Source organism: Pseudoxanthomonas gei (assembly GCF_010119615.1).
In the GTDB taxonomy this organism is placed as follows: domain Bacteria; phylum Pseudomonadota; class Gammaproteobacteria; order Xanthomonadales; family Xanthomonadaceae; genus Pseudoxanthomonas_A; species Pseudoxanthomonas_A gei.
Map to the genome: position 1 here is coordinate 146,441 of NZ_QOVG01000003.1, position 22,679 is coordinate 169,119.

Below are 22,679 nucleotides of genomic sequence, written 5' to 3' on the forward strand. Positions count from 1 at the left end.
TGGTTGCGGCCTGGGTATCCAAGCTTCGCAGGCAGAACGGGCTTGTCTCTCCGCAAGCCCGTTTTCTTCAGGCGGCATGGCCAAGCCGCAGTTGACGGGGAGCGCAAGCGGAACCTGATGTCGGCTCCTGTTGCCTAGCGACGTATCGCGGTCCAGTCCACCGGGTAGCCCTGCATGACGGCGCCGGAGAAAGTGCCGCCCTGGGAAATCCACATCTGCATCTGCTGCCCGTTGGTCCAGATGATGTCGACCCTGCCATCTCCCGTGAAGTCCGCCACCTGTACCGGCCTCCAGGCTGTGGATGCCGCAAACCCGCTGCCGGAAACACGATTGGCTCCCGACATGCGCCAGTATGCGATTTCACCTGTCGCCGGATATCTCCAGAGAAGGTCATCGAAGTTGTCACCATTCACATCGCCGATGCCGACCAGATTCCAGCCGGTGGGGTAGGCGGGCATCATCGCTCCGGTAAAGCCGCCGGCTGATCCTGTCCACAACTGCATCGAGCTGTTGTCGGTCCACACGATGTCCAGGCGATTGTCACCGTTCATATCGCCACTGCCGACGACTCTCCAGGCGGGCGCGACGCTGTACGACGCGCTTCCGATCACCGAAGGGCCATTCATGAGCCAGGTGCCGACCATGCCCGCTGCATTCCTCCAGACCAGGTCATCCCTTCCATCTGCATTGAGGTCCCCAACGGCTACAACCTGGTAGTCACGCGGATAACCCTGCATCGCCAGGCCGGCGTAGCTGGTGCCTGATCCATCCCACAACTGCATGTTGGTGCCATCGGACCAGATCACATCCAGGCGGTCATCCCCACGGAAATCACCGGTAGCAACGATGTACCACCCGCTACCCACGCCGTATCCATTACCGCCGAGTCTGTTGGGCCCATCCATGGTCCAGTAAACCCATTGCCCGCCGGCATCGAGATTCCACAGCAGATCGGACTTTCCATCGCCGTTTACGTCGTAGCTCCTTGAGTCATAGAGAGTGATCAAGGTAGTGGCCATCGGCACGACCACGGCGCGGAAACTGGCAACGATCGGGATCGTCTGGCTCAGGCTGAGCGCATTGTCGGCCTGGTTGGCCACGCCACACGGCAGGCCGCCGCAGATCGTGACGCGCGGATTGGAGAACAGGCGGTACAACTGCTGTTGTTTGTCGCCGTAAGCCATGACGGTATAGAAGTTGCCGGCTGTGGCGGCGGTCTTGTAACCATAGGAGTAGGGATAGCGGCCCTGGCCGCCTGCGTTGGCAACGTCGTGCGCGGAGCCCATGTTGTGGGCCAACTCGTGCACCAGGCTGACGTCCTCGCAGTAATAGGTGCTGCCTGACTGCGGATAATCTCCATCGCTGACTACCGAATAGCCGAATCGCGCGTCACCGGCGGCGGTGATGTTCGCGCCATTCGAACCATTTTGCCAGGCGATCCCGCAGCCGCCGTTCTGCGGCTGGAAATCCCGGACCAGGGTCACGAGATCGGCGCCGTATTGATCTCGCGCCGTCCGCAAGGGCAGGAGCGATGGGGCAGGCGTGATCGCCCTGGTGCCGTCGTTGCCGGTCAACTGGTGGAGCGCATCGCCGTTTTCGGTTCCATCGGTGTAATCGACCTGCAACGCCTGGACCAGGCGAACACGTGCGTTGACGTTGCTGTTCAACAGCGCCTGGTTGGCAACGGCCACCAGGAAATTCACGCGCGTGAGAGCGACGCTGGGGCCGCCGTTGGCTGCAACGAAGCCGTTGGTGTAACCCAGCACAAGGTCCAGGGTATTGGTGGCGTCGAACGCGTTCGTCGATGCGCCTGCCGGTGCGAGCGCTGCTGCCCTCGCCTGCGCCATTCCCACCAGCGAGGCATCGGCCTGCTGCAGGTCGGCAGCCGAACGCGTGTGCGTCATGACATCGCTTCCTGTGCCGCCCCCTCTTATCAGCAGGGCCGGATCGGCCTGCATCAGGTAGACCTGTCCGCCTTGGGTACTCAGCCGCAAGGCCGGGCCGCCGGCTTGCGGAATCGAACCGAACACGGCCTCTTCGCCGAACGTGAAGATCGCCTCCTGGGCCGCATCACCGCCGATGACCCTGCCGATCCACGACCAGTTGCCGTCAGTACTTTCTTCATGCCGCTCGTAGCGGATCCTGATCTGGCTGCCGTCAGGGGCAGGCACGGTCATTACCCCCGCGGCCATCGCGCGGAAGGCGTGTTCTTCGCTCAGTCGCACCGGGCGCAGGGTGTAGGCGCCCTGGTGCTTGATGCCTGCCTGGCTGTCGAAGGTGAAAAGCGCGCCCTTGTCAGGCGCGTCCCCCAGCAGGCCCGGCTTGCTTCGCGCCAGCGGCGCCAGCCCGCCGGGATTCCTGACTGCGCCCGGGCTGTTCGCCGCCGGGCCCGTTTGCTGGGTGACGCCTGGTTTTGTGTCGCCGCCCTGTCCGGAGCATGCGGCCAACAAGGCCGCAATGGCCAGTGCGCCCAATCGGGTCTTCATTGCATACCTTCCAGAAACGGAAGTGGGGAGGAGGACACACGTTATCGCAGCTTGCCTTTACAAGCCCCAGACCCAGGCCACATTTCCCCCGTCCGCCCCTTTCTGCGTTCAGCCATTGCCCCTGTTAAGGCGAGGTCCTGAACGGTACCCCGGTCCGGGCCTGCAATTCCTCGTGCGATACGCCGGCCGCCGCTTCAAGCAACAGCAACCCCTCCGGGGTGACATCGAACACGGCCAGGTCGGTGATGATGCGGTTGACCACGCCCACGCCGGTCAGTGGCAGGTCGCATTGCGGCAGGATCTTGTGGCTTCCGTCCTTGGCCACGTGTTCCATCAGCACCACGATGCGCTTGACCCCGGCCACCAGATCCATCGCCCCGCCCATGCCCTTGACCATCTTGCCCGGGACCATCCAGTTGGCCAGGTCGCCCTGGTCGGTGACCTGCATGGCGCCCAGCACGGCCAGGTCGATATGGCCGCCGCGGATCATGGCGAAGGAATCGTGGCTGCCGAAATAGCTGGCGCCCTTGCGGGCCGTGACGGTCTGCTTGCCGGCGTTGATCAGGTCCGGGTCCAGTTCCTCTTCGGTCGGGAACGGACCGATACCCAGCAGCCCGTTCTCGGACTGCAGCCACACATCCATGCCTTCGGGAATGTAGTTGGCCACCAGCGTAGGCAGGCCGATGCCCAGGTTCACATAGGCGCCATCGGTCAATTCCTGCGCGGCGCGCTGGGCCATTTCATCGCGGGTCCAGGCCATCAGCGGGCTCCTCCGGTCACGGTACGGTTTTCTATGCGTTTTTCAGGATGCGGGTTGTGCACCAGGCGGTCGACGTAGATGCCCGGCGTGTGGATGTGGTCGGGATCCAGTTCGCCTACCTCGACGATGATTTCCGCTTCGGCGATGCAGACCGCCCCGGCGGTGGCGGCGGCAGGATTGAAATTGCGCGCGGTCTTGCGGTAGACCAGGTTGCCGGCGGTGTCGGCCTTCCAGGCCTTGACCAGCGCCACGTCGGCCTTCAGCGCGGTCTCCATCACATAATGGTGGCCATCGAATTCGCGCGTTTCCTTGCCCTCGGCCACGATGGTGCCGTAGCCGGTGCGGGTGAAGAACGCGGGAATCCCCGCCCCGCCCGCGCGCAGGCGCTCGGCCAGGGTGCCCTGCGGATTGAATTCGAGTTCCAGTTCGCCTGACAGGTACTGCCGCTCGAACTCCTTGTTTTCGCCGACATACGAGGAAATCATCTTGCGGATCTGGCGCGTGGACAGCAGCTGCCCCAGGCCGAAGCCATCGACGCCGGCATTGTTGGAAATGGCGGTCAGGCCCTTCACCCCGCTGTCGCGCAGTGCCAGGATCAGGGCCTCGGGAATGCCGCAGAGTCCGAAGCCGCCGACTGCAACCACCTGGTCGTCGGCGACCACGCCCTTCAATGCTGCATCGGCGCTGGGAAAGAGCTTGCTCCGGGCTCCGTTGCGCGCAGGCGGGGAGGCGATCGCTTCGGCCATGACCTTTCATCCATCCGGAAATTGATCGTCATTTTAACCAGCTGCCCTGGGACCACACAGGTACTTTCGGCCAATAGCCCCGCCACGGCCGCCTGCCCCCTTAAACTCGGGCCATGAAGACGATCGCCCTTGTCACTGCCGTTGCCGCGACCGGCCACGATGAAGACCTTGCACCGCTGCTGGCCGCCTGCAATGCCGCCGGACTCCGCGCCCGCATCGTGGCCTGGGACGATGCGACGATCAGCTGGGGCCGCTTCGACATGGCCTTGTTGCGCTCGCCCTGGGACTACACCGAGCGCCTGGCCGAATTCCTGGGCTGGTGCGGGCACGTGCAGCAAGTGACCCGGTTGTTGAATCCACTCGACATCGTGGGCTGGAATACCGACAAGCATTACCTGGCTGAACTGCGGGCGGCAGGCGTGCCCGTCGTCGCCACCGCATTCGTCGAGCCCGACGCCGAGCCGCTGGAAGCCCTGCAGGCGTTCCTGGGCAGCGAGGCGGCGGCGGAGTTCGTGGTCAAGCCGGCCGTCAGTGCCGGCGCCCGCGATACCCAGCGCTACTCGCGCGCGCAGGATTTTGCCGCTGGCAACCATATTGCCCGGCTGCTGGAACAGGGCCGCAGCGTGATGCTGCAGCCCTACCTGCGCTCGGTGGACAGCCTGGGCGAAGTGGCGCTGGTCTATTTCGACGGTCAGTTCAGCCACGCCATCAACAAGGGCGCACTGCTGCATCCCGACCAGCCCGCCACGGCCACGCCCCACGCCAGTGGCGACATCAGCCCGCGCCAGGCCGACCCAGCCGAGCGCCAGCTCGCTGAAACCGTACTGTCGGCATTGGCCAGCCTGCTGCAACTGCAGGCACCGCCCGCCTATGCGCGCATCGACCTGCTCCGCGACGACGCCGGCCAGCCGCGACTGCTGGAACTGGAATTGATCGAGCCTTCGCTGTTCTTCGCCCACGCTCCCGGCAGTGCCGAGCGATTCGTGGCCAACCTGGCCCGTCACGTGAATGCCTGATCCGTACGCACTCGCACGGCCTGCCCCTGGACGGTAAAATCCGCTCCTGCCCTCGGCCAGCTGCCTTCATGCCGGGGCCACTCCCTCCATTTCCAGGAATTCCCGCAGGATGAAGATTCTCGTCGCCTACAAGCGCGTGGTGGACTACAACGTCCGCGTTCAGGTCAAACCGGATGGTTCCGGCGTGGTCACCGAAGGCGTCAAGCTTTCCGCCAACCCTTTCGACGAAATCGCCCTGGAAGAAGCCCTGCGCCTGCGCGACCAGGGCATCGCCACCGAAGTCATCGTGGCCACCATCGCTCCGGCCGATGCCCAGGCCCACCTGCGCAATGGCCTGGCCATGGGCGCCAACCGCGCCATCCACGTGGTGGTCGACGGCCCCATCCAGCCGCTGACTGCGGCCCGCACCCTGCTCAAGCTGGTGGAAAAGGAACAACCCGACCTGGTGATCCTGGGCAAGCAGGCCATCGATGACGATTCCAGCCAGACCGGGCAGATGCTGGCCACGCTGTGGGGCCGCCCGCAGGCGACTTTCGCCAGCAAGGTCCAGATTGCCGACGGCAAGGCCACAGTGACCCGCGAAGTGGACGCCGGCCTGGAAACCCTGGAAGTCGACCTGCCGGCGGTGGTCACCACCGACCTGCGCCTGAACGAACCGCGTTTCATCAAGCTGCCCGACATCATGAAGGCCAAGAGCAAGCCGCTGGAAAGCATCGCCTTCGCCGATCTGGGCGTGGACAGCGGCGACACGTTGAAGACCACCCATTACGCAGCCCCAGCCAAGCGCGGCAAGGGCGTGATGGTCAAGGACGCGGCCGAACTGGTCGCCGCACTCAAGCAGAAGGGGTTGCTGTAATGAGCAAGGTACTGGTCATCGCCGAACACCTGGACGGCAAGCTCAACGCCGCCACCGCCAAGGCCGTCAGCGCCGCATTGGCCCTCAAGCCCGATTCCATCGACATCACCGTGCTGGCGTCCGAGCCGGCCGCAGTCGCCGCCCAGGCCGCGCAGATTGCCGGCGTCGCCAGGGTGCTGACCGTTTCCAATGCAGCCAACGCCCATGCCATCGGCCAGGTGCTCGCGCCGCAGATCGCGAAGCTGGCGGCCGGCTACACGCACGTGTTCGGCCCCTCCACCACCTTCGGCAAGGACCTGATGCCATGCGTGGCGGCCCTGCTTGGCACCGCCCAGGTGTCGGATGTGATGTCGGTGGAAGGCAGCCATACCTTCAAGCGTCCCATCTACGCCGGCAACGCCATCATCACCGTGGAAGCGCCGGCCGATCACGTCGTGGTCGCCACGATTCGCAGCGCCTCGTGGCCGGAAGCCGCGCAAGGTGGCAGCGCGGCAATCGAAGCCGTAGCGGTCGAAGCCACCCTGCCCAGCCATACCCGCTTCGTCAGCCTGGCCGCCGGCAAGTCCGACCGTCCCGACCTGCAGAGCGCCAGGCGCGTGGTCTCCGGTGGCCGCGGCGTGGGTTCGGAAGAGAACTTCCAGGTCATCTACGCCTTCGCCGACAAGCTCGGCGCCGCCGTGGGCGCTTCGCGTGCCGCGGTCGATGCGGGCTATTGCCCCAATGAAATGCAGGTCGGCCAGACCGGCAAGATCATCGCGCCCGAGCTCTATGTCGCCATCGGCATCAGCGGCGCCATCCAGCACCTCACCGGCATCAAGGATGCCGGCACCATAGTGGCCATCAACAAGGATGCCGAAGCCCCGATCTTCGAGATCGCCGATATCGGCCTGGTCGGGGATCTGTTCAAGATCCTGCCCGAATTGCAGACCGAACTGGCCTGACTGGCCGCCACTTCCGCTCTTTTCCCTACGCACGAAGGAAACAACATGATCAAGCACAGGAACTTATTCGTTGGCGGGCTGGTGCTGTCCGCACTGGCGCTGGCCGCATGCAAGCAACCGGCCACCACGCCCGCCGCTGGAGAGGAAGCCGCCCCGGCAGCGGTGCCCGCGTTCTCGGTCAATGCCCCCATCAGCAGCGATGCGATTGACCTGTCCTACACCGTCGTCAGTGGCCCGACCTACGACAAGGCAAACGACGCCGCCAGCTACACCATCGAAGTCCAGAACAACGGCAAGGACACCCTGGCCAGTGCCGGCACGCACCCGGTCAATATCGGGCTGGTCATCCTGGGCAAGGACGGCACCATGAATACCCCACCGGCCGCGCTTGAATTCCAGCGCTACCCCCTGCCCGCCCCTCTTGCCAAGGGCGAGAAGGTGCAGCTCCCGATCAGCTTCCCGGTCGCTGCAACGCTGGGCGGTACCGCCCAGGTCGATGGCGTGCAGGAAGGCGTGGCCTGGTTCTCGAGCTATGGCCAACCTACCCTGCGCCTGGACACCTTTACCCGCTGTGGCGACAAGCAGGAGTCGCTTTGCGGCAACAACGGTGAAGCGGTTCCCGCAGCGCCTTGACCTCGTCCCGGCCACGCGTCCTGCCGGACCCTTTCCAGGGTCCGGCACCCTTGTGTTGGCTTGACGGCAACCTGGCGGCCGCTGGCGGCAATCCAGTTCGTGCCAACCCGGATCTCAAGCCGGATCTGGGGGGCCGCGCAAACCGGCGAATGGCATTCCCGCTTGAGCTGCCTGTGCAGGCACGTGCGCAAAGACCCGACCCAGGAAGTGATGCACCTCCCGGGTCCGATCACACCGTTTCGCTTGTCGCCCCTGGCCGCCGGCCAGGGACTTCACCTGGCTCGAACGCCGCCTGCGCATGCAGGGTCCCCGCGTCGGGCCAGAATGCAATCAGTCCATCCATCTCCCACTGGCGCCTGAAGCGCGGACAAGGGTCATACGCATGAACGAAATTCTTCCAGTAATCCTCTCGGGCGGGTCCGGCACCCGTTTGTGGCCGCTGTCGCGTGAGGCCTATCCGAAGCAGTTCCTGCCCCTGGTCGGGGACGACACCATGCTGCAGGCGACCTGGCGGCGCGTTGCGCCGATCTCGGCGCGCAGCCCGATCATCGTGGCAAACCATGAGCACAGGTTCATGGTGGCCGAGCAGTTGCGTGAAATCGGCACTGAACCGGGCGCGGTGATCCTGGAACCGGTCGGCCGCAATACCGCCCCGGCCATTGCCATCGCGGCATTGCAGGCCACCAGCAATGGCGTCGATGCCTTGCTCCTGGTGCTGCCTTCCGACCATGTCATCCGTGATGACAAGGCCTTCCATGCGGCGGTCAGGGAAGCCGCGATCGCAGCCGAGGCGGGCAAGCTGGTCACCTTCGGCATCGTGCCGGCCGGCCCCGAAACCGGCTATGGCTACATCAAGGCCGGGCCGGGCACCGGCGTGCGCGCGGTGGAACGCTTCGTGGAAAAACCCGATGCCGAAACGGCGCGCTCCTACGTGGCTTCCGGCGAATATTTCTGGAACAGCGGCATGTTCCTGTTCAAGGCCACGCGCTACCTGGACGAGCTGCGCAGCCTTAACCCGGCCATGCTGGAGGCCTGCGAACAAGCGCTGGCCAAGGCAACGCGCGACAACGATTTCATCCGCCTGCACGCCGAATCGTTCGAGGCGTGTCCCAGCGATTCCATCGACTACGCGGTGATGGAGAAAACGGCCGACTCCGTGGTGATACCCCTGGATGCCGGCTGGAGCGACGTCGGTTCGTGGAGCGCGTTGTGGGAAGTCTCGCCCCAGGACTCGAACGGCAACGCCCACCACGGCGACGTTATCGAGATCGACTGCAAGAACACCTATGCCCATGGCACGCGCCTGATCGCCATGGTCGGGCTGGAAGACGTGGTGGTCGTGGAAACCGATGACGCGGTGCTGGTGGGCAATCGCCACCGCATCCAGGAAGTGAAGGAAGTGGTGCGCCGGATCAAGCAGGACGGCCGCAGCGAGGCCGCAGCGCATCGCAAGGTCTACCGGCCATGGGGCGCCTATGACTCCATCGACAACGGCGCGCGCTTCCAGGTCAAACGCATCACCGTGAAGCCAGGCGCAACGCTCAGCCTGCAGATGCACCATCACCGCGCCGAACACTGGATCGTGGTCAGCGGCACGGCGAAAGTGACGCGTGGCGAGGAAGTCATCCTGCTCACCGAGAACCAGAGCACCTATATCCCCCTCGGCGTCACGCACCGCCTTGAAAACCCGGGCAAGCTGCCGCTGGAGCTGATCGAAGTGCAGTCGGGCAGTTACCTGGGCGAAGACGACATCGTGCGCTTCGAGGATGTCTATGGCCGCGCCAGGCAATGAATGCAACGCCGCAATCGGTTGCGGAGCTTGATGCAGGCTTTCCCCGCAGGCGCTGCTCGGCGGCGGGGATCATCCATGACCAGTACGGGCGCATCCTGGTGGTGAAGCCGTCCTATCGGCCCGGCTGGCTGCTGCCGGGCGGCCTGGTGGAAGCACTCGAAACCCCGGCCAGTGCGTTGCGCAGGGAAGTCATGGAGGAAACAGGCATCGCGACGGCCATCGTGCGCATGCTCTGCATGGACATGCTGCCGGCCCGGGACGGATTCAGCGAGTCGGTGCATTTCCTGTTCGAGTGCGCGCCCACGCATGCGGAAGGCGACCGTTCCCTTCCGGTGGATGGCATCGAAATCCTGGAAGCGCGGTTCCTGGAAGCCGGGCAGGCGATGGCACTGCTGGCCGCGCCGATCAGGCGCCGCCTGGAAACGGTGTTGAACGGCCGCACCGGTTATCTCGAGGACGGCCATTTCATCGTTCCGTTCGCTTGCGGGGAGGATGCTCCCCACGTCACGACACCCAGGTCCGCGCCATTGCAGGCGCAACCGCTGCAAGAGGAATACAGGCCATGAGCGAGAAAGTGGATTTCGACAAGTACACCGACAACTACAACGAGCTCCTGCGCGAGGGAACCGGGTTTTTTTCCTCCAGCGAGGAATACTTCGCCAGGTACAAGGTCGAGCTGGTGCGCGAGGCGCTTGGCTCGCAGCCGGTGAACCGCATACTCGAGTACGGTTGCGGGATCGGCCGCAACATCCCCTACCTGCAGGCTGCGTTCCCCGCAGCGGAAATCATCGGCACCGATATTTCCGAGGCCAGCCTTGCCACGGCCGCTACCGAGAACAAGGGCGTGCGCTTCGAGGTCGAGGCGCCGGGACTGGATCTTGGCAAGTTCGACCTGATCTTCGTTGCCGGCGTCTATCACCACATACCGCGGGCCGAACGCCTGCCCGCCACCGAGCTGCTGGCCACGCGCCTGCAGAGCCAGGGCTCGGCCTGCGTGTTCGAACACAACCCTTTCAATCCCGTGACCCGGCGGATCGTGGATACCTGTCCCTACGATGCGGACGCGGTGCTGCTGAAGCCGTCGGAGCTGCGCGGACTGTTCGGCCAGGCAGGGCTCGCGGTCAGGAGCTCGGCGTACTGCCTGTTCGTGCCGCCGCGCCTTTCCTGGCTCTCACCGGTCGAGAAGCACCTGGGCTGGCTGCCCCTGGGCGGGCAATACTGGGTGCGCGCCGGACTTTCCTGATGGCCCAACTCTTCCGTTACCTGCTGGTCGGGCTGTTCAACACCGCCCTGGGGTTCGCCATCATCTTCAGCTGCATGTACCTGCTGGACATGAGCCCGTTGGCCAGCAATATCACCGGCTATCTGTGCGGGCTGGTGGTGTCGTATTTCCTCAACAAGTTCTTTACCTTCAAGACCACGGCCCGCTCGCACTCGGAGATGCTGCGCTTCCTGGTGGTGTTCGCCGCTGCCTACCTGGCCAACGTCGGCATGCTCCTGCTGTGCATCGACGTATTGCACCTGCATGAGGGGCTGTCGCAACTGGTGGCAGGCGCGATCTACGTGGGCGCCTCCTATTTCCTGAACAAGTATTACGTGTTCAGGCATCCGGTCTAGCGGCGATGCGCGGCCTGGAGTCCAGGCCCGCCGCCCGCCTCAGAGACGGTCGTCCAGGGACTTTCCGGTTTCCCGGTGGGTGAAACCCGGGATCACGCGCTGGATCGCATCCACGATGCCCTGCTTGTCCACCGCACCATCCACGCGGCTGACTGCATCTTCCAGCATCGCCAGCACGTCATCGGTGAGCGCCTGGGTGGCCACGTGCTTCACCGCGTCCAGGGTATGCAGCCCGCTTTCGGTCCTTGCTTCGCCGGCACCCACGAATTCCTCGTAGGGTTTCTCGCCACTCGTATCCAGGGCGGTAAGCAGCAAAGGCCATCGGCCTTCGCGCGCCAGCGCGGCCACCGCCTCGCGTGCCTCGCGCTCGTCGTCGAACAGCACGGCCTGGAAACCCGCCGCATCGAGGACGCGGACCGCGATGTCCTCGAGCAACTGCAACTCGCTGACCGGATCGAGCCTGGGAAACAGCACGCTTCCGGCCCGGCCCAGCAAGGCCGACAGCAGGCATATTTCGCCTGATTCCCGCTGCGAGACGAAGTAGCGCCGGGTGTCGCGCGGGGCGGCCAGCGGCTGTCCCTTGGCAAGCCGCATCAGGAATCCCTGCAGCAGGCTGCCATTTGAAAATGCCACGTTGGCGAACCTGGCGGTCGTGTCGATCCCGCTGGTGGAAAGGTCGGAGGCGAAGACCACGTCTTCCATCAGCCGCTTGCTCGCGCCCATCAGGCTGGTCGGATTGGCCGCCTTGTCCGTGGATACGGCGAAGTAGCGGCGCCCGTGTCCACCTGCCTTGAGCCAACGCCGGAAGCGCACATGGCGAACCACGTTGGTGTCGATCATCTGCAGCAGGGAATAGATGTCCTTCTCGGAGCGGACATGCTTGAGCGCGGCGAAGTTGAGGACCAGGTCGTAGGGGGCGGCCTCGCCCAGGAAGCGCCCCATGACGGGCGAGCCGTAGTCGATCGGCAGGGTCCTGAAATCGGACACGTCCAGGCCGCCGGGGCGGCCACGCAGGTCACGCACGAGTTCGGCGAGATAGTTCTCGCTTTGATCCACCACGTGCAGGCAGCCGGGCCGCAGGTCGGCCAGCAACATCGTCGTCGCCGATCCAATCGATCCGCCGCCGCCCACGACCAGCACCCGCTTGGCCCCGACCGCGGCGCGCAACGCCTCATCCTGCTCAAGCAGGTCGCGGGTGAAATGGGAGTAATTGCGGCCCAGTACCGCCGCATCGATCTTCTGCTGGTCGTAGCTCACTGCGTCAATCATTGGAAGAAACCCGTCCAGGCACAGCGTTGATCGGAATATTCGCCGCTCCGGACCCGTAGCGCTTCGCCACCAGGTAGCGCGGGCGTCCCTTCACTTCATCGAATACCTGCCCGAGGTACTCACCGATGATGCCCATGAAGAACAACTGCATGCCACCCAGCAGTGATATGAAGGCAATCAGCGACGCCCAGCCCGGCATGGCCGTGTTGCCGAGGAAATAGGCGATAACCATCAGCACGCCGGCGATTACGCTGAGTACGGAAAGCAGCAGGCCCGCCATGGTGCACATGCGCAGCGGCGTTTTCGAGAACGAACTCACGCCCTGCAGCGCGAAATTGAAAAGGATGGAAGGACGGTACTTGGACGCACCATGCAGCCGGCGCAGCGGCTCGAACTCGACGAAGGTGATGTTGAATCCCATCCAGGCCACCAGCCCCCGCAGGAATACGTTCCTCTCCTTCAGCTCGTCGCGCAGGACGTCGATGACCTTCCTGTCGAGGAGACGGTAATCGGCGGCGCCGCCGCGCAGTTCTATCGACCCGATCCGGGAAAGCAGCCGGTAGAACATCGCCGAAGAGGTTCGCTTCAGCAGGCCGGTCTCGTTGCCATCCTTGCGCAGGGTCTGCACGATCTGCGCGCCGCCCTCCCAGCGCTCCACCAGCGACGGGATCAGTTCCGGCGGGTGCTGGCCATCGCTGTCCAGCATGACGATCGCATCGGCGCGGCAGGCATCGATGCCCGCGATCAGCGCGGCCTGGTGGCCGAATCGACGCGACATGACCATCACCTCGACCTCGGGATCGGCGGCGGCCAGCTGCTGGAGGATGCTTTCGGTCAGGTCCGGCGAAGGATCCATCACGTACAGGAAGGAAACCGTATAGCGGGCGCGCAACGGAATGACCGCCTCGCGCAGCCGTTCGTGGAAGGAAAGAATCACCTCTTCCTCGCGGAACACGGGGCAAACGATCTGGATGCTCTTCAATGCAGTGCCTCCCTGACCATCTCGCCCACGCCTGCGGCGAGCGTGTACCTGGGACTCCAGCCGCAGTCAGTGAAAATCCTGGTGCAGTCGGCCCGGACATCCGGGATCTCATTGCGCCGCGGTTCGTTGGCGTCGATCACGGGCTTGCTGGAGCCGGCCGCCGCAAGGACCACCTCGACCACCTCGCCGACGCTGTGCGAAACCCCGCTGCCCACGTTGTAGAGGCGGTATCCGCCAGGCGATCGCGACGACAGCAGGGCGTCGATCGCATCGTCGACGTACAGATAATCGCGCCTGGGCGATATATCCATCAGCTTGATCGAAGCCACCGCCGGGTCCAGGGCCTGGGCGACGAGGCTCGACACCAGGAAGCGATCGCTCTGTCCCGGTCCGTATACGTTGAACAGGCGTACCGCGGTCACCGGAAGCGCGTAGGTTCCTGCGAACCACTCGCATGCCTGCTCGCCCATCCATTTCGAAAACGCGTACGGATTGTTCGGATCAAGCGGATGCTCCTCCGATATGGGCAATGACTGCGGGATGCCGTAGATATAGGCGCCCACGTAGGTGACGCTGCATCCGGCCCTGCGGCACTGGTCGAGCACGCGCACTGTTCCATGCGCATTGACCAGGTGAAAGCGCGCCGGGTCTTCCCAGGAGGCGGGAACCCCGGTCTCGGCGGCCAGGTGGAATACATGGTCGATTCCGGAAAGCGGCATTTCATCATTCAGCAGGTCGAAACCCGAGGCGCGGCCCAGCTCCACTACTTCGCATCCCAGGCCGTGCAGCCTGGCCACCAGGCGCTTACCCAGAAACCCGCCCGCACCCGTGACCACCACCCGCTGACCACGGAAATCGTCGGCACTCATCCCAGCGCCAGCCTCTTGGACAATTCCGGCCAGTCATCGATGGCGCGCTCGTAGTCGTCCGGGCGCCCTATGTCGAGCCAGTAACCATCATGGGGAACGGCCGTGACACTTTTTCCGTCGGCCAGGAAACCCAGCACCAGGTCGTCGAAACCGAATGCCTGGTCGGCGGGGATGACGTCAAGAACCCGGCGGGATACCGCGTACACACCCATGCTCACCAGGAACGGGATGCTGGGTTTTTCCTCGAATCCGCACAGCGTGTTGGAGTCGGTGGTCTTCAGCACGCCATAGTCGATGCGCTGGTTGCGGGCAGCGGCCGAGATGGTGAACAGACGATCCTCGGCGATATGCGCATCGAGGAACGCGCCATAGTGCACGTCGGTGAGGATGTCGCCATTCATGACCAGGAAATGCTCGGGCAGATCGGCGATCAGCTTCAGCGGGCCCATGGTGCTGAGCGGCTTGCTTTCCAGCGAGTAGTCGATCTTCAGGTCCCACTTGCTTCCATCGCCGAAGAAGGCGCGAAACAGGTCGGCCTGATGGTTGACCGCAAGGGTGATCCATTCGAATCCTTCCTTGCGCAACTGGCGAACGATGACCTCGAGGATCGGATATTCGCCTATCGGCATCAAGGGCTTGGGCAGGGTCACGGTATAGGGACGAAGGCGCGTTCCCTTGCCCCCTGCAAGCACGACTGCTCGTTTCATTCTCTGGATCCTTTCTGTCCTGCAGGATGGCCCGGCTGGAAGGTGCGGAGCACGCCTTTCCACAACAGGATGACGGTGGCGATTATAGCCAGGCCCGCAAGGAGCAACGTCCACAACAGCGAGCGCGGCAGGAAATGCAGCTCGACTTCATGCTCGCCCGCGGCAACCGGGATGCCCACGACCACTCCGTATGCAGGCAATACCTTCGCCGCGACGCCATCCACCAGTGCATTCCAGCCAGGATTGAAGCTGGTGCTGACGATGAGCATGCCCGCGCCATCGGAACGGGTGCGGAGTTTCCAGTAGCCCGGCCGTCGCTCCATGACGGATACAGGTGCAGGCGACTTGCAGGCCAGCGATGCACCTGGCGATTTTTCTTCAAGCAATACCGTGCTGCGGGCATCCATCCTGGCACTGGCCCGGCTTGCGCGCAGGATGGCGCCCTGCTGTTCCAGTGGCACTACCCTTGCCGTGCACGCAACCCATGCCATGCCCCGATAACCGAGACGCTCGCTGACCGGAACCCCCTGCACATCGGTCGACGGCGAATTCAACGGGGCGGCGTTTTCCGACAACGGGCCGAACTCCAGGGGAACCCAGGCGCCGGTCCGCGAATCCTTTGCTTCTATCGAACGGGTCATGACCGGCGCGCCCGCGTCCTGGCGCATTGCCAGGGTCACCGACCCGCCGTCCGCGGTAGCCGGCTGGATGGCCCAGGTCGCGTCGAACCAGAGGCCATTGAAGCCACCGGCGTCGAAGCTCTCGAATACATGCGGTCGCGCATGGGCAACGGTGGGCCGCACATCGGCGCGGTCATAGGCCCATTCGGCGGTATTGACGCCCGCCTCGACGACAAACGATCCGACCGGCTTGCCCGATCCGTCAATGACGGTAGCGTCTGCAATGTCATGGCTGGTGGCGAGCTCCGTCGAACAGCTCAGGTGGCTCACGATGCGAATGGCGTCGGGCTTGAGTCCAGGCGGCACCTTGGCCTGCAGCCTGGTTATTCCGCTGTCGGCGCCGCATCCGCTGCCGATCAGCACGGGGTTGACGCCGGTGGACTTGCCCGCGACCCAACGTATACCCAGCACATCCAGCAGTGGTGCATCCGGGGGCAGGATTGGAAACCCGCCCAACGTATCGGCGCCGGTCACGGTTGCATAGCGTGACGACAGCAACGGGCCATAGCCCACCACCACCGGAATTCCGTAGGTCATGTTCGTATTGGGCCGCATGGGGCCAGCGGGCCAGTGTGGCGCGCCGATCGGCATCACCCGGCCATTGCCGAGCGCGAGCTTGCTCAGCAATGCGTCGCTGCGCGCTTGCTTGGGCGCTGCCGGCGCCTGCGGCCCGACATATTTCCAGTCGTGGAACCAGCCGAAGCTCCCCAGGTCGACGACCAGCAGTACCAGCAGCATCGCTGCGGCGGGACGGCCGGGCTTGAGGAGCAGCAACCCGACCAGCAGGAACGCGACCACCATGAACACCAGGGGCACCAGCACCGCGGGATGCAGAACCCATTCCGGTCCCTGCGCCAGCACGTTGCCAGGCGGGGCCAATGCAACCGAGGCCAGCATCGTCCCGGCCAGCACCAGACCCATGCAAAGCGCGGCCAGAGCCTGGCGGCGCGAGACCGCATTGCGAAGCGCCGCCGATAAACCGTATGCCGTGAGCACACCCATGCACAGGGTCAGGATCCAGCCGAATCGCGCCTGCGCCCTGAACTTGCCGAGCAGCGGGATCCTGTAGACCAGCTCACCCAGCGGGGTGGCTGCGCCCAGGCACAGGAGCAGTGACACCACCGCGGCGGCCGCCCAGAAAATCGCATCGGGATCCTGCTTCCACCGCACCACCGCCAGCATGCACAGCAGCCACGGCGCGATGCCCACGTAGATCGTCAATTCGGTGAGGTTGAACGGACCGCCATAGGCGCCATAGGGACCGGGCGGAGCGCCACCGTAGAGATTGGGGAACGCGACCATCCGCAACGAGGCCACATCGTGGCTGAAGGAATTGAAATCGGTCAGTGACCACGCCGAGCGGACACTGGAGCTGGCCGCGCTCAGCACGCTGTCCAGCGCGGGGCTGGCAATCAGCAGCCCCAGCAGGAACATGGCAACGACCTTCGCCAGCATCCGGGCGCCGGCGCGCCAGCCCGACCGGGCGGCCTCCAGGCAGATTTCGCTCAGCGCATAAGTGCCTGCGAAAAGCATCCCGATCACCGACAGTTGCGGGTGGCCGCCGTAAATGCACATCGCCACGGCCAACGCGCCCGCTGCGACGGGCAGGCTTCCCTCACTGGTCCGGAAACGCGACAGCGCCCACAGGATGCCCGGGACCCAGGCAGCGGCGTGGACAATGCTCAGATGGCCCAGATGCGCCAGCATGAAGCCGCTACCCGACACGACAAGCGCCGCGGCCAACGCCGCGATGCGCGAGCCGGTCAGTGACAATGCAAGTCCGAACGAGCCGACTGCCGCAACCACGTACGCCGAGATCACCAGACTGTTGTAGGTCGGGCTGAGCCACCGCAGCGGATACAGGGTCTGTGCCTGGATATCCGACAATGCCGAGTATCCGGAGAGCAGCAGGTCGTTCCACAGGTCGGTGGCCGGCAACCCGAACGTCGGCCAGTAGTAGATGGTGCCATCGCCGGGCGCAAGCAATCCGTTCTGGATAAGCACCGGCGAAAAATAAAGCGCGTAGAAACCGGCGAACAGAAGCGCAAGGACCAACCAGCCCATGACGGATGGATTTGCAGGCCGGGTCCGCGCCTGGTCACGCGTGGAAATACGCTCTTTTCCAATGGGTTCCATCAAATCATGCACTCTTCATGGCAGGGCGCATGATCACATAGGGCAGGACCCCGAAACCAGCCGCGCGAACCGGCATGGTCCGCCTGCGCTGCCTTGTAATTGGCGTCAACGCTGATCGGACGATGCAGTGCCACGATCGGCGGACCCATTGATTCACGCCGACGGTGCTGCATCGACTCCGGCACACGGGAACAGCCAGTGTCAATCACTCGCTGTTTCGGCCGTGTAGTCCCAACCCCCATCCTGCAGCAGGCCAAGCAGCTGGAGCGAACATTGCTCCCAACTGATGGAGGACAGGGCGCCGGCCGTCCCTCTGTGTTCCTGTCGCAGGCAGGCCAGCAGGGATTCGACGCTTCCGCCGGTGAAATAGGACGCGGCATTTCCCGCGATCTCCCTGAAGACCGCAATATCGGACAGCAGCAGTGGCTTGTCGTAGCGCGCGGCCTCCACGATGGGAAGGCCGAAGCCTTCCGCATCGGAAGCCTGCAACAACGCCGAACAATGCCGGTAGGCGTGGTCGAGGTCGGCATTGGATGCGCTTTCAAACCAGAACAGGTCGTGGCCCAGCTGGGCGTGCCGCCTCAGGCGCCCGGCCAGTTCCTCCACATGCCATCCCTGCTTGCCGATGATCACCAGCCTGCTGGTTTCCCCGGCCTGCCAGCGTTGCTCGAACGCGGCAAGCGCCAGGTCATGGCGTTTGCGTGGCTCGACCGTACCCACCATCAGGACCGCGTTGTCGCCTTGCATCGCCTGCTGCATTGCATCCGACACCGTGCCGGTCATTCCACCCTCGCCGATGTCCGATCCCAGCAGCACATGGCCTATGTGCAGCGCGGGCGAGGTGGCGGCGCCGGTTTCGCCGATCCATGCCCGCAGGTCATCGGCGACCGCACGCGAAATGCAGACGATGTAATCGCAGTGCAGGATCACGAAGCGCAGCCACTTCTCGAACACGGCCTGCATGAAGTCCACGCAGTAATGCGGGAAGCGCAGCGGGATCAGGTCGTAGAGCACCGCGCCCACCTTGGCGCCCGCCAGGTGCATGGACTCGATCGTGCCGGCAAACCTCTCGGGATGTTCCCAGGCCGAATCCAGCAACAGCAGATGGTCGCTGCTGTTGAACCCGAGATGCTCGGCATGCGACGGGGGCGCCATGCCGAGCTGCTGGACTGCATAGTCCCATGCCTCGCTGAATCGCCCGTCCGGGGCATGCGCCACCGGAACGCAATCCCAGCCATGGCCGGCACCACCGCTGAGCAGGGAGCGGGTCAGGTTGCGCACCACCCGGTGGATACCGGTGCCATGGTCGACCCGGACCACCTCGCTGAGATCGACCATCAGTCGTCGCAACGCGGCGACTGGCGTGCTGACCGCGTTGGCAAGGCCTGGGCCGTGCCCAGTACTGGTAGCCACTTCATTCCTGCGGGCGAATTCGCGTACCGCGTCCGCGTACGCCGCGGCAACATGCTGCGCCAGATGCACGGTGGCCATATGGTGCTTGGCCGACATGCCCAGCACTGCCCTCTTCAATGGATCGGTGCGCAGCGACAACAGCGCCTGCGCCAGCTCTGCCGGGGTGGGATCGGCCGCGATCCTGAGCACGGTTTCGGCGGGCAGTTCATGGAATGACCCATAGTCGTTGACCACCATAGGCAGGCCATGGGACATGCAATCGTGGACTGCCTTGGAGGTTTCACCCCTGCTCCGGGTCCGCAGTTGCACGGCGCAATCAGCCGCTACCAGGTAATCACGGTAAGCCTCGCCGGAAACGAATCCGGTGATCGAGATGCGTGCGTTGTCGGGTATGTCCGCGATCTTGCGGGTAAGCATGAGGCCGTATTCGGCCCCGTCGTTCTGGCCCACGAATACCACGTGCAGCAACGGGTCAGCGGACAGGTGCGGCTCGGACAATGCTTCCAGCAACACGTGGTTCAACTTGGTGTCGGCCATGAATCCGAGCGAGATCACCACGAAGTCTTCCGCCGAGAAACCTAGCCTGCTCCTGATCGCCTGCCTTTCCTCCGGGCTGATGTTGCCCACCGCGGGCTGTGGCATGGGGACGGTTTGCCAGTTCCTTTGTTGCAGGTCCTGGTAGAACGCATCCCGCAGGTCTGCCGCGTGCTCGGAATGCACCAGCACGCCGGTGGCACGCTCGATGATGCGGCGCGATGCGGGGTAATGCCTGGCTGCTTCCCAGTGCCCTTTCAGCAACAGCTCGTCGTGCGCTTCATCGCCGTGCGAGCGGACCAGTTCCTGGCCGAACAGACCCGGATGGTCCTCGTGCAGGTCCATGTGCGCCAGCATCGAGCTGAGATAGAAGTCGTGCAGGACCACGATGCCCGGCACCCGGTCCAGCAAATCGACCATGTGGCTATGGAATGGCGAATTCCCGAACTGGTAGATGACTTCGTCGTATCGATCGCGGTTGGCTTCGAGTTCGCTGAAATGATGGACGCCGTAGCGCGCCTTCAGCGAATCCAGGTCGCCCAGGTCGGCGCTCGTATAGAGGTCGATGTCGAAATGCCGTGCCAGTGCCGGCAGCAGGATGGCAACGTACTCCGCGATCCCGGTCATTTCCGGCGGCAGCGGGGTCACCATGGCGATGCGCGGCTTGTTCGGCCTGTTCGGTTCGTTGGCCATTGGATTCAGGCCGGCGCCTTCGAGGCTCAAGCCAGCAACCGTGCGACGAGGTCGATGCTCACTTCGCGCCAGGTCCTGGTGACGATGCTGCCCTGCCCGGGGCGGAGAAACCCGTCCTTGAGTCCATCGCGTATCAGCCCGGCCAGCGCCTGGTGATCGCCGACGGGGAAATACGATGCCGCGTCGCCCGCGATTTCCCTGAAAACGGCAATGTCGCTGAGCAGCAGGGGCACGCCCTTGGAACCGGCCTCGACGATCGGCAGGCCATAACCTTCGGAAATGGAAGCCTGGACCAGCGCGGCGGCGTGCTGCAGCAGGTGGTCGATGTCGCCATCTTCCAGTCCCTCCAGCCAGAACAGCCGGCGTCCGGCTTGCGGATGCTGGCGCAGGCGCACAGCCAGTGCATCGACGTTCCAGCCCTGTTTGCCGACTATGACCAGCGCGCAGTCGATGCCAGCCTTCCACAGCTGCTCGAACGACGCCAGCACCGATGCGTAATCCTTGCGGGGTTCCATGGTGCCTATGCAAAGCAGCGTGGGAACGCCCGCCAGTGATTGGGTAATCCGGACCGTGTCCTCGGCAGCTGCGCCGACCTGCCCGGATTCCAGGTCGCTGCCCAGGTGCACGCTGCGGGTCCATGGCCGCCGCTCGAAGCCCCCGTGGCGGTCCATGAACGCTTCCAGGTCCGCGCGGGTGGCCTCGGAGATGCAGACGAAGCCGTCCGCGCTGGCGATCGCGTGCGCCAACCAATGCGCGTACGAGGGCGGCATCCCGGGATGACAGGTCTCCGGAAACAGCATCGGGATCAGGTCATACACCATCCACACCACCTCGCCGCCCTGCCTGTGGACGTCGGCGTGGAGCGCATCGAATCGCTCCGGGCTCCACCACGAAGAATCCAGCATGAAGACCAGGTCGTTGGCCTGGGCGACGACCGGCGCATCGCCTGATGCGCGCTCCGGCAATCCCAGGCGCGCGTGCGCAAAGGCATCGGCATGGTGGATGCCGCCGCCTTCGCTCCAGCAGAACGGGTGCAGTTCGAAATCCTGCTCCGCGGCAAGCGCCTGCAGGCCGGTGCAGAAGTTGCGGACTACGCGCTGGATGCCGCTGCGTGCATCCATGCGGATGACCTCGCTGATATCCACCAGGATGCGCCGCCGGCCCTTGGCGGCGGAGGTGCGAAGACTGGATTCAAGGGCACCCAGGTCCGCAGGCGACGCCCATAGCAGATCAGACCAGGTGTCGATGTCCGTCTGCGTGACTGGAAGCTTTTGCGGACCGCACGCGACTGGCGTTGTGGTCGCCGATCCGGCAAGGTCGGACAACGCATCGAATGCCTCACCGGCGCAGCGGTCCCAGGTGAACGTGCGTGCATGCTCAATCGCGCCATGGGTCAGTACCTCACGGAACGCGGGCTGGTCCAGGGATGCGGCAAGGATCGCAACGGTGGCTTCTTCATCGCGCGGATCGAAAAGGCAGCGGGGATCGTGAACGACCTCCGGCAGGCTTCCCAGGTTCGACGAAATCACCGGGGCGCCGAACGCCATCGCTTCGAGTACCGGCAGGCCGAAGCCTTCGTACAGCGATGGAAAGAAGAAGACCGCGCACCGGTGATACAGGGTGGCCAGCGTGTCGTCGTCGACCTTGCCCAGGATGCGTACACGGGTGGCGATGTGACGCAAGCGGCCGGCCAGTGCCTGATTGACATCATCGCCCACCTGGGTCAGCACGAGGAGATGGTGGTCGCGCAGGTGCCGTGGCAGGGCGGCAAAGGCCTCCAGCGTGCCGAGGGTATTTTTCCGCCAGTCTCCGTTTCCCACCATCAGCACGAAGGGCTCCCTGATCTCCAGCCGCGCCAGGATCTCGTAATGGAAGCGCACGCCGCTGACCGAGGCGGCCAGCAACGATTCGTCTAGCCCTGCGCCGATGACATGGATGCGCTCGGAGGGAATATCCAGGTAATGCATCAGGTCGTCACGCGTTGCCTGGGAGATGGCCAGGAACAGGTCGAACTTGCGGAAGGAGTCGCACTTGCGCGGATACCACTGGCTGACAAAACTTCCCGCCGGCATATAGCGCTCGGGAAATACCAGCGGTATCAGGTCATAGGCGATGACTGCGGAGGGCATCGCCGAAGGCCGGCTCCAGCGCAGGTCGGTCGCATAGTTGGTGCCGGCTTCGAAATGCGTCGTCTGCACCACCACGTCGGGGCCAAGCGCCTCAAAAAAGCGTCCACGCAGCGTGGCCGCCGCCGCCACCCGTGCAGGCTCCAGATCGGTGACCGCCGAGCTCGGATACGTGTAGACCACGGTGGGCGCTGCAATCCGTTGGCGGCGCAGACGGCTACGCGCATCCTGCAGACGCGAGGGATCGGTGCCGTCCAGCGCGATCTGCGATTCGCTGCCACGGCTGCCTGCCATCCGCACCATGGCACCGACCAGGTTCTCAGAATAACGGCCGATCCCGCGATCGCGCGAATCGGTCATGCAAGCCTGCAGGTCGTAGGCGATGCGCATAGTGTCGTTCCTCGCCGATTGCCGGTGTTCGCC

18 protein-coding genes are annotated in these 22,679 nt (G+C 64.4%); 8 read left to right on the forward strand and 10 right to left on the reverse strand.

Features of this window, described 5'->3' with window-relative positions; translation table 11 throughout:
* Positions 1-134: 134 nt before the first annotated feature.
* From DT603_RS05695 to DT603_RS05705, 3 genes are all read right to left on the reverse strand, one after another.
* Entirely contained in the window at positions 135-2,486 is a 2,352-nt protein-coding gene (locus tag DT603_RS05695; RefSeq protein ID WP_162348899.1) for a reprolysin-like metallopeptidase, read from the reverse strand.
* 124 nt (positions 2,487-2,610) lie between these two features.
* The gene (locus tag DT603_RS05700) at positions 2,611-3,246 is read right to left on the reverse strand and encodes a CoA transferase subunit B (protein ID WP_162348900.1); all 636 of its coding nucleotides are present in this window, start codon (positions 3,244-3,246) and stop codon (positions 2,611-2,613) included.
* Positions 3,246-3,992, reverse strand: coding sequence for a CoA transferase subunit A (locus tag DT603_RS05705; RefSeq protein ID WP_162348901.1), 747 nt, complete (start codon positions 3,990-3,992; stop codon positions 3,246-3,248). Before DT603_RS05705 ends, DT603_RS05700 begins: the two co-directional genes overlap by 1 nt.
* Positions 3,993-4,105: 113 nt before the next feature.
* Here DT603_RS05705 and DT603_RS05710 point away from each other — a divergent pair, with 113 nt between their 5' ends.
* The 8 genes from DT603_RS05710 (at position 4,106) to DT603_RS05745 (ending at position 10,847) form a co-directional block, all read left to right on the forward strand.
* Complete coding sequence (locus tag DT603_RS05710; protein ID WP_162348902.1) at positions 4,106-5,008, forward strand: ATP-grasp domain-containing protein; 903 nt, start codon at positions 4,106-4,108, stop codon at positions 5,006-5,008.
* 109 nt (positions 5,009-5,117) lie between these two features.
* Positions 5,118-5,864 (forward strand): electron transfer flavoprotein subunit beta/FixA family protein, encoded by a 747-nt coding sequence (locus DT603_RS05715; RefSeq protein WP_162348903.1) that lies wholly within the window; start codon positions 5,118-5,120, stop codon positions 5,862-5,864.
* Complete coding sequence (locus tag DT603_RS05720; protein WP_162348904.1) at positions 5,864-6,805, forward strand: electron transfer flavoprotein subunit alpha/FixB family protein; 942 nt, start codon at positions 5,864-5,866, stop codon at positions 6,803-6,805. Before DT603_RS05715 ends, DT603_RS05720 begins: the two co-directional genes overlap by 1 nt.
* Positions 6,806-6,850: 45 nt before the next feature.
* Entirely contained in the window at positions 6,851-7,438 is a 588-nt protein-coding gene (locus DT603_RS05725) for a hypothetical protein (RefSeq protein WP_162348905.1), read from the forward strand.
* 382 nt (positions 7,439-7,820) lie between these two features.
* Positions 7,821-9,230 (forward strand): mannose-1-phosphate guanylyltransferase/mannose-6-phosphate isomerase, encoded by a 1,410-nt coding sequence (locus DT603_RS05730; protein WP_162348906.1) that lies wholly within the window; start codon positions 7,821-7,823, stop codon positions 9,228-9,230.
* Positions 9,227-9,796: an NUDIX domain-containing protein gene (locus tag DT603_RS05735; RefSeq protein WP_162348907.1), complete on the forward strand. Its 570-nt coding sequence runs from the start codon at positions 9,227-9,229 to the stop codon at positions 9,794-9,796. Before DT603_RS05730 ends, DT603_RS05735 begins: the two co-directional genes overlap by 4 nt.
* Positions 9,793-10,473 carry a class I SAM-dependent methyltransferase gene (locus DT603_RS05740; protein WP_162348908.1) on the forward strand — a complete coding sequence of 227 codons (681 nt, stop codon included), beginning with the start codon at positions 9,793-9,795 and terminating at the stop codon, positions 10,471-10,473. Before DT603_RS05735 ends, DT603_RS05740 begins: the two co-directional genes overlap by 4 nt.
* Entirely contained in the window at positions 10,473-10,847 is a 375-nt protein-coding gene (locus DT603_RS05745; protein ID WP_162348909.1) for a GtrA family protein, read from the forward strand. The genes DT603_RS05740 and DT603_RS05745 overlap by 1 nt, the downstream gene beginning before the upstream one ends.
* Before the next feature lie 39 nt (positions 10,848-10,886).
* On the opposite strand, the gene DT603_RS05750 is transcribed toward DT603_RS05745, so the two are convergent.
* The 7 genes from DT603_RS05750 to DT603_RS05780 form a co-directional block, all read right to left on the reverse strand.
* Positions 10,887-12,116, reverse strand: coding sequence for a polysaccharide biosynthesis protein (locus DT603_RS05750; protein WP_162348910.1), 1,230 nt, complete (start codon positions 12,114-12,116; stop codon positions 10,887-10,889).
* The gene (locus tag DT603_RS05755; RefSeq protein WP_162348911.1) at positions 12,109-13,098 is read right to left on the reverse strand and encodes a glycosyltransferase family 2 protein; all 990 of its coding nucleotides are present in this window, start codon (positions 13,096-13,098) and stop codon (positions 12,109-12,111) included. Before DT603_RS05755 ends, DT603_RS05750 begins: the two co-directional genes overlap by 8 nt.
* Positions 13,095-13,967, reverse strand: coding sequence for an NAD-dependent epimerase/dehydratase family protein (locus DT603_RS05760; protein ID WP_162348912.1), 873 nt, complete (start codon positions 13,965-13,967; stop codon positions 13,095-13,097). Before DT603_RS05760 ends, DT603_RS05755 begins: the two co-directional genes overlap by 4 nt.
* On the reverse strand, positions 13,964-14,674 hold the full coding sequence (locus DT603_RS05765) for a sugar phosphate nucleotidyltransferase (protein WP_162348913.1): 711 nt from the start codon (positions 14,672-14,674) through the stop codon (positions 13,964-13,966). The genes DT603_RS05760 and DT603_RS05765 overlap by 4 nt, the downstream gene beginning before the upstream one ends.
* Entirely contained in the window at positions 14,671-17,418 is a 2,748-nt protein-coding gene (locus tag DT603_RS05770) for a YfhO family protein (protein ID WP_162348914.1), read from the reverse strand. Before DT603_RS05770 ends, DT603_RS05765 begins: the two co-directional genes overlap by 4 nt.
* Positions 17,419-17,691: 273 nt before the next feature.
* On the reverse strand, positions 17,692-20,130 hold the full coding sequence (locus DT603_RS05775; RefSeq protein WP_162348915.1) for a glycosyltransferase: 2,439 nt from the start codon (positions 20,128-20,130) through the stop codon (positions 17,692-17,694).
* A gap of 26 nt (positions 20,131-20,156) precedes the next feature.
* On the reverse strand, positions 20,157-22,646 hold the full coding sequence (locus DT603_RS05780; RefSeq protein ID WP_246191603.1) for a glycosyltransferase family 4 protein: 2,490 nt from the start codon (positions 22,644-22,646) through the stop codon (positions 20,157-20,159).
* Positions 22,647-22,679 lie beyond the last annotated feature (33 nt).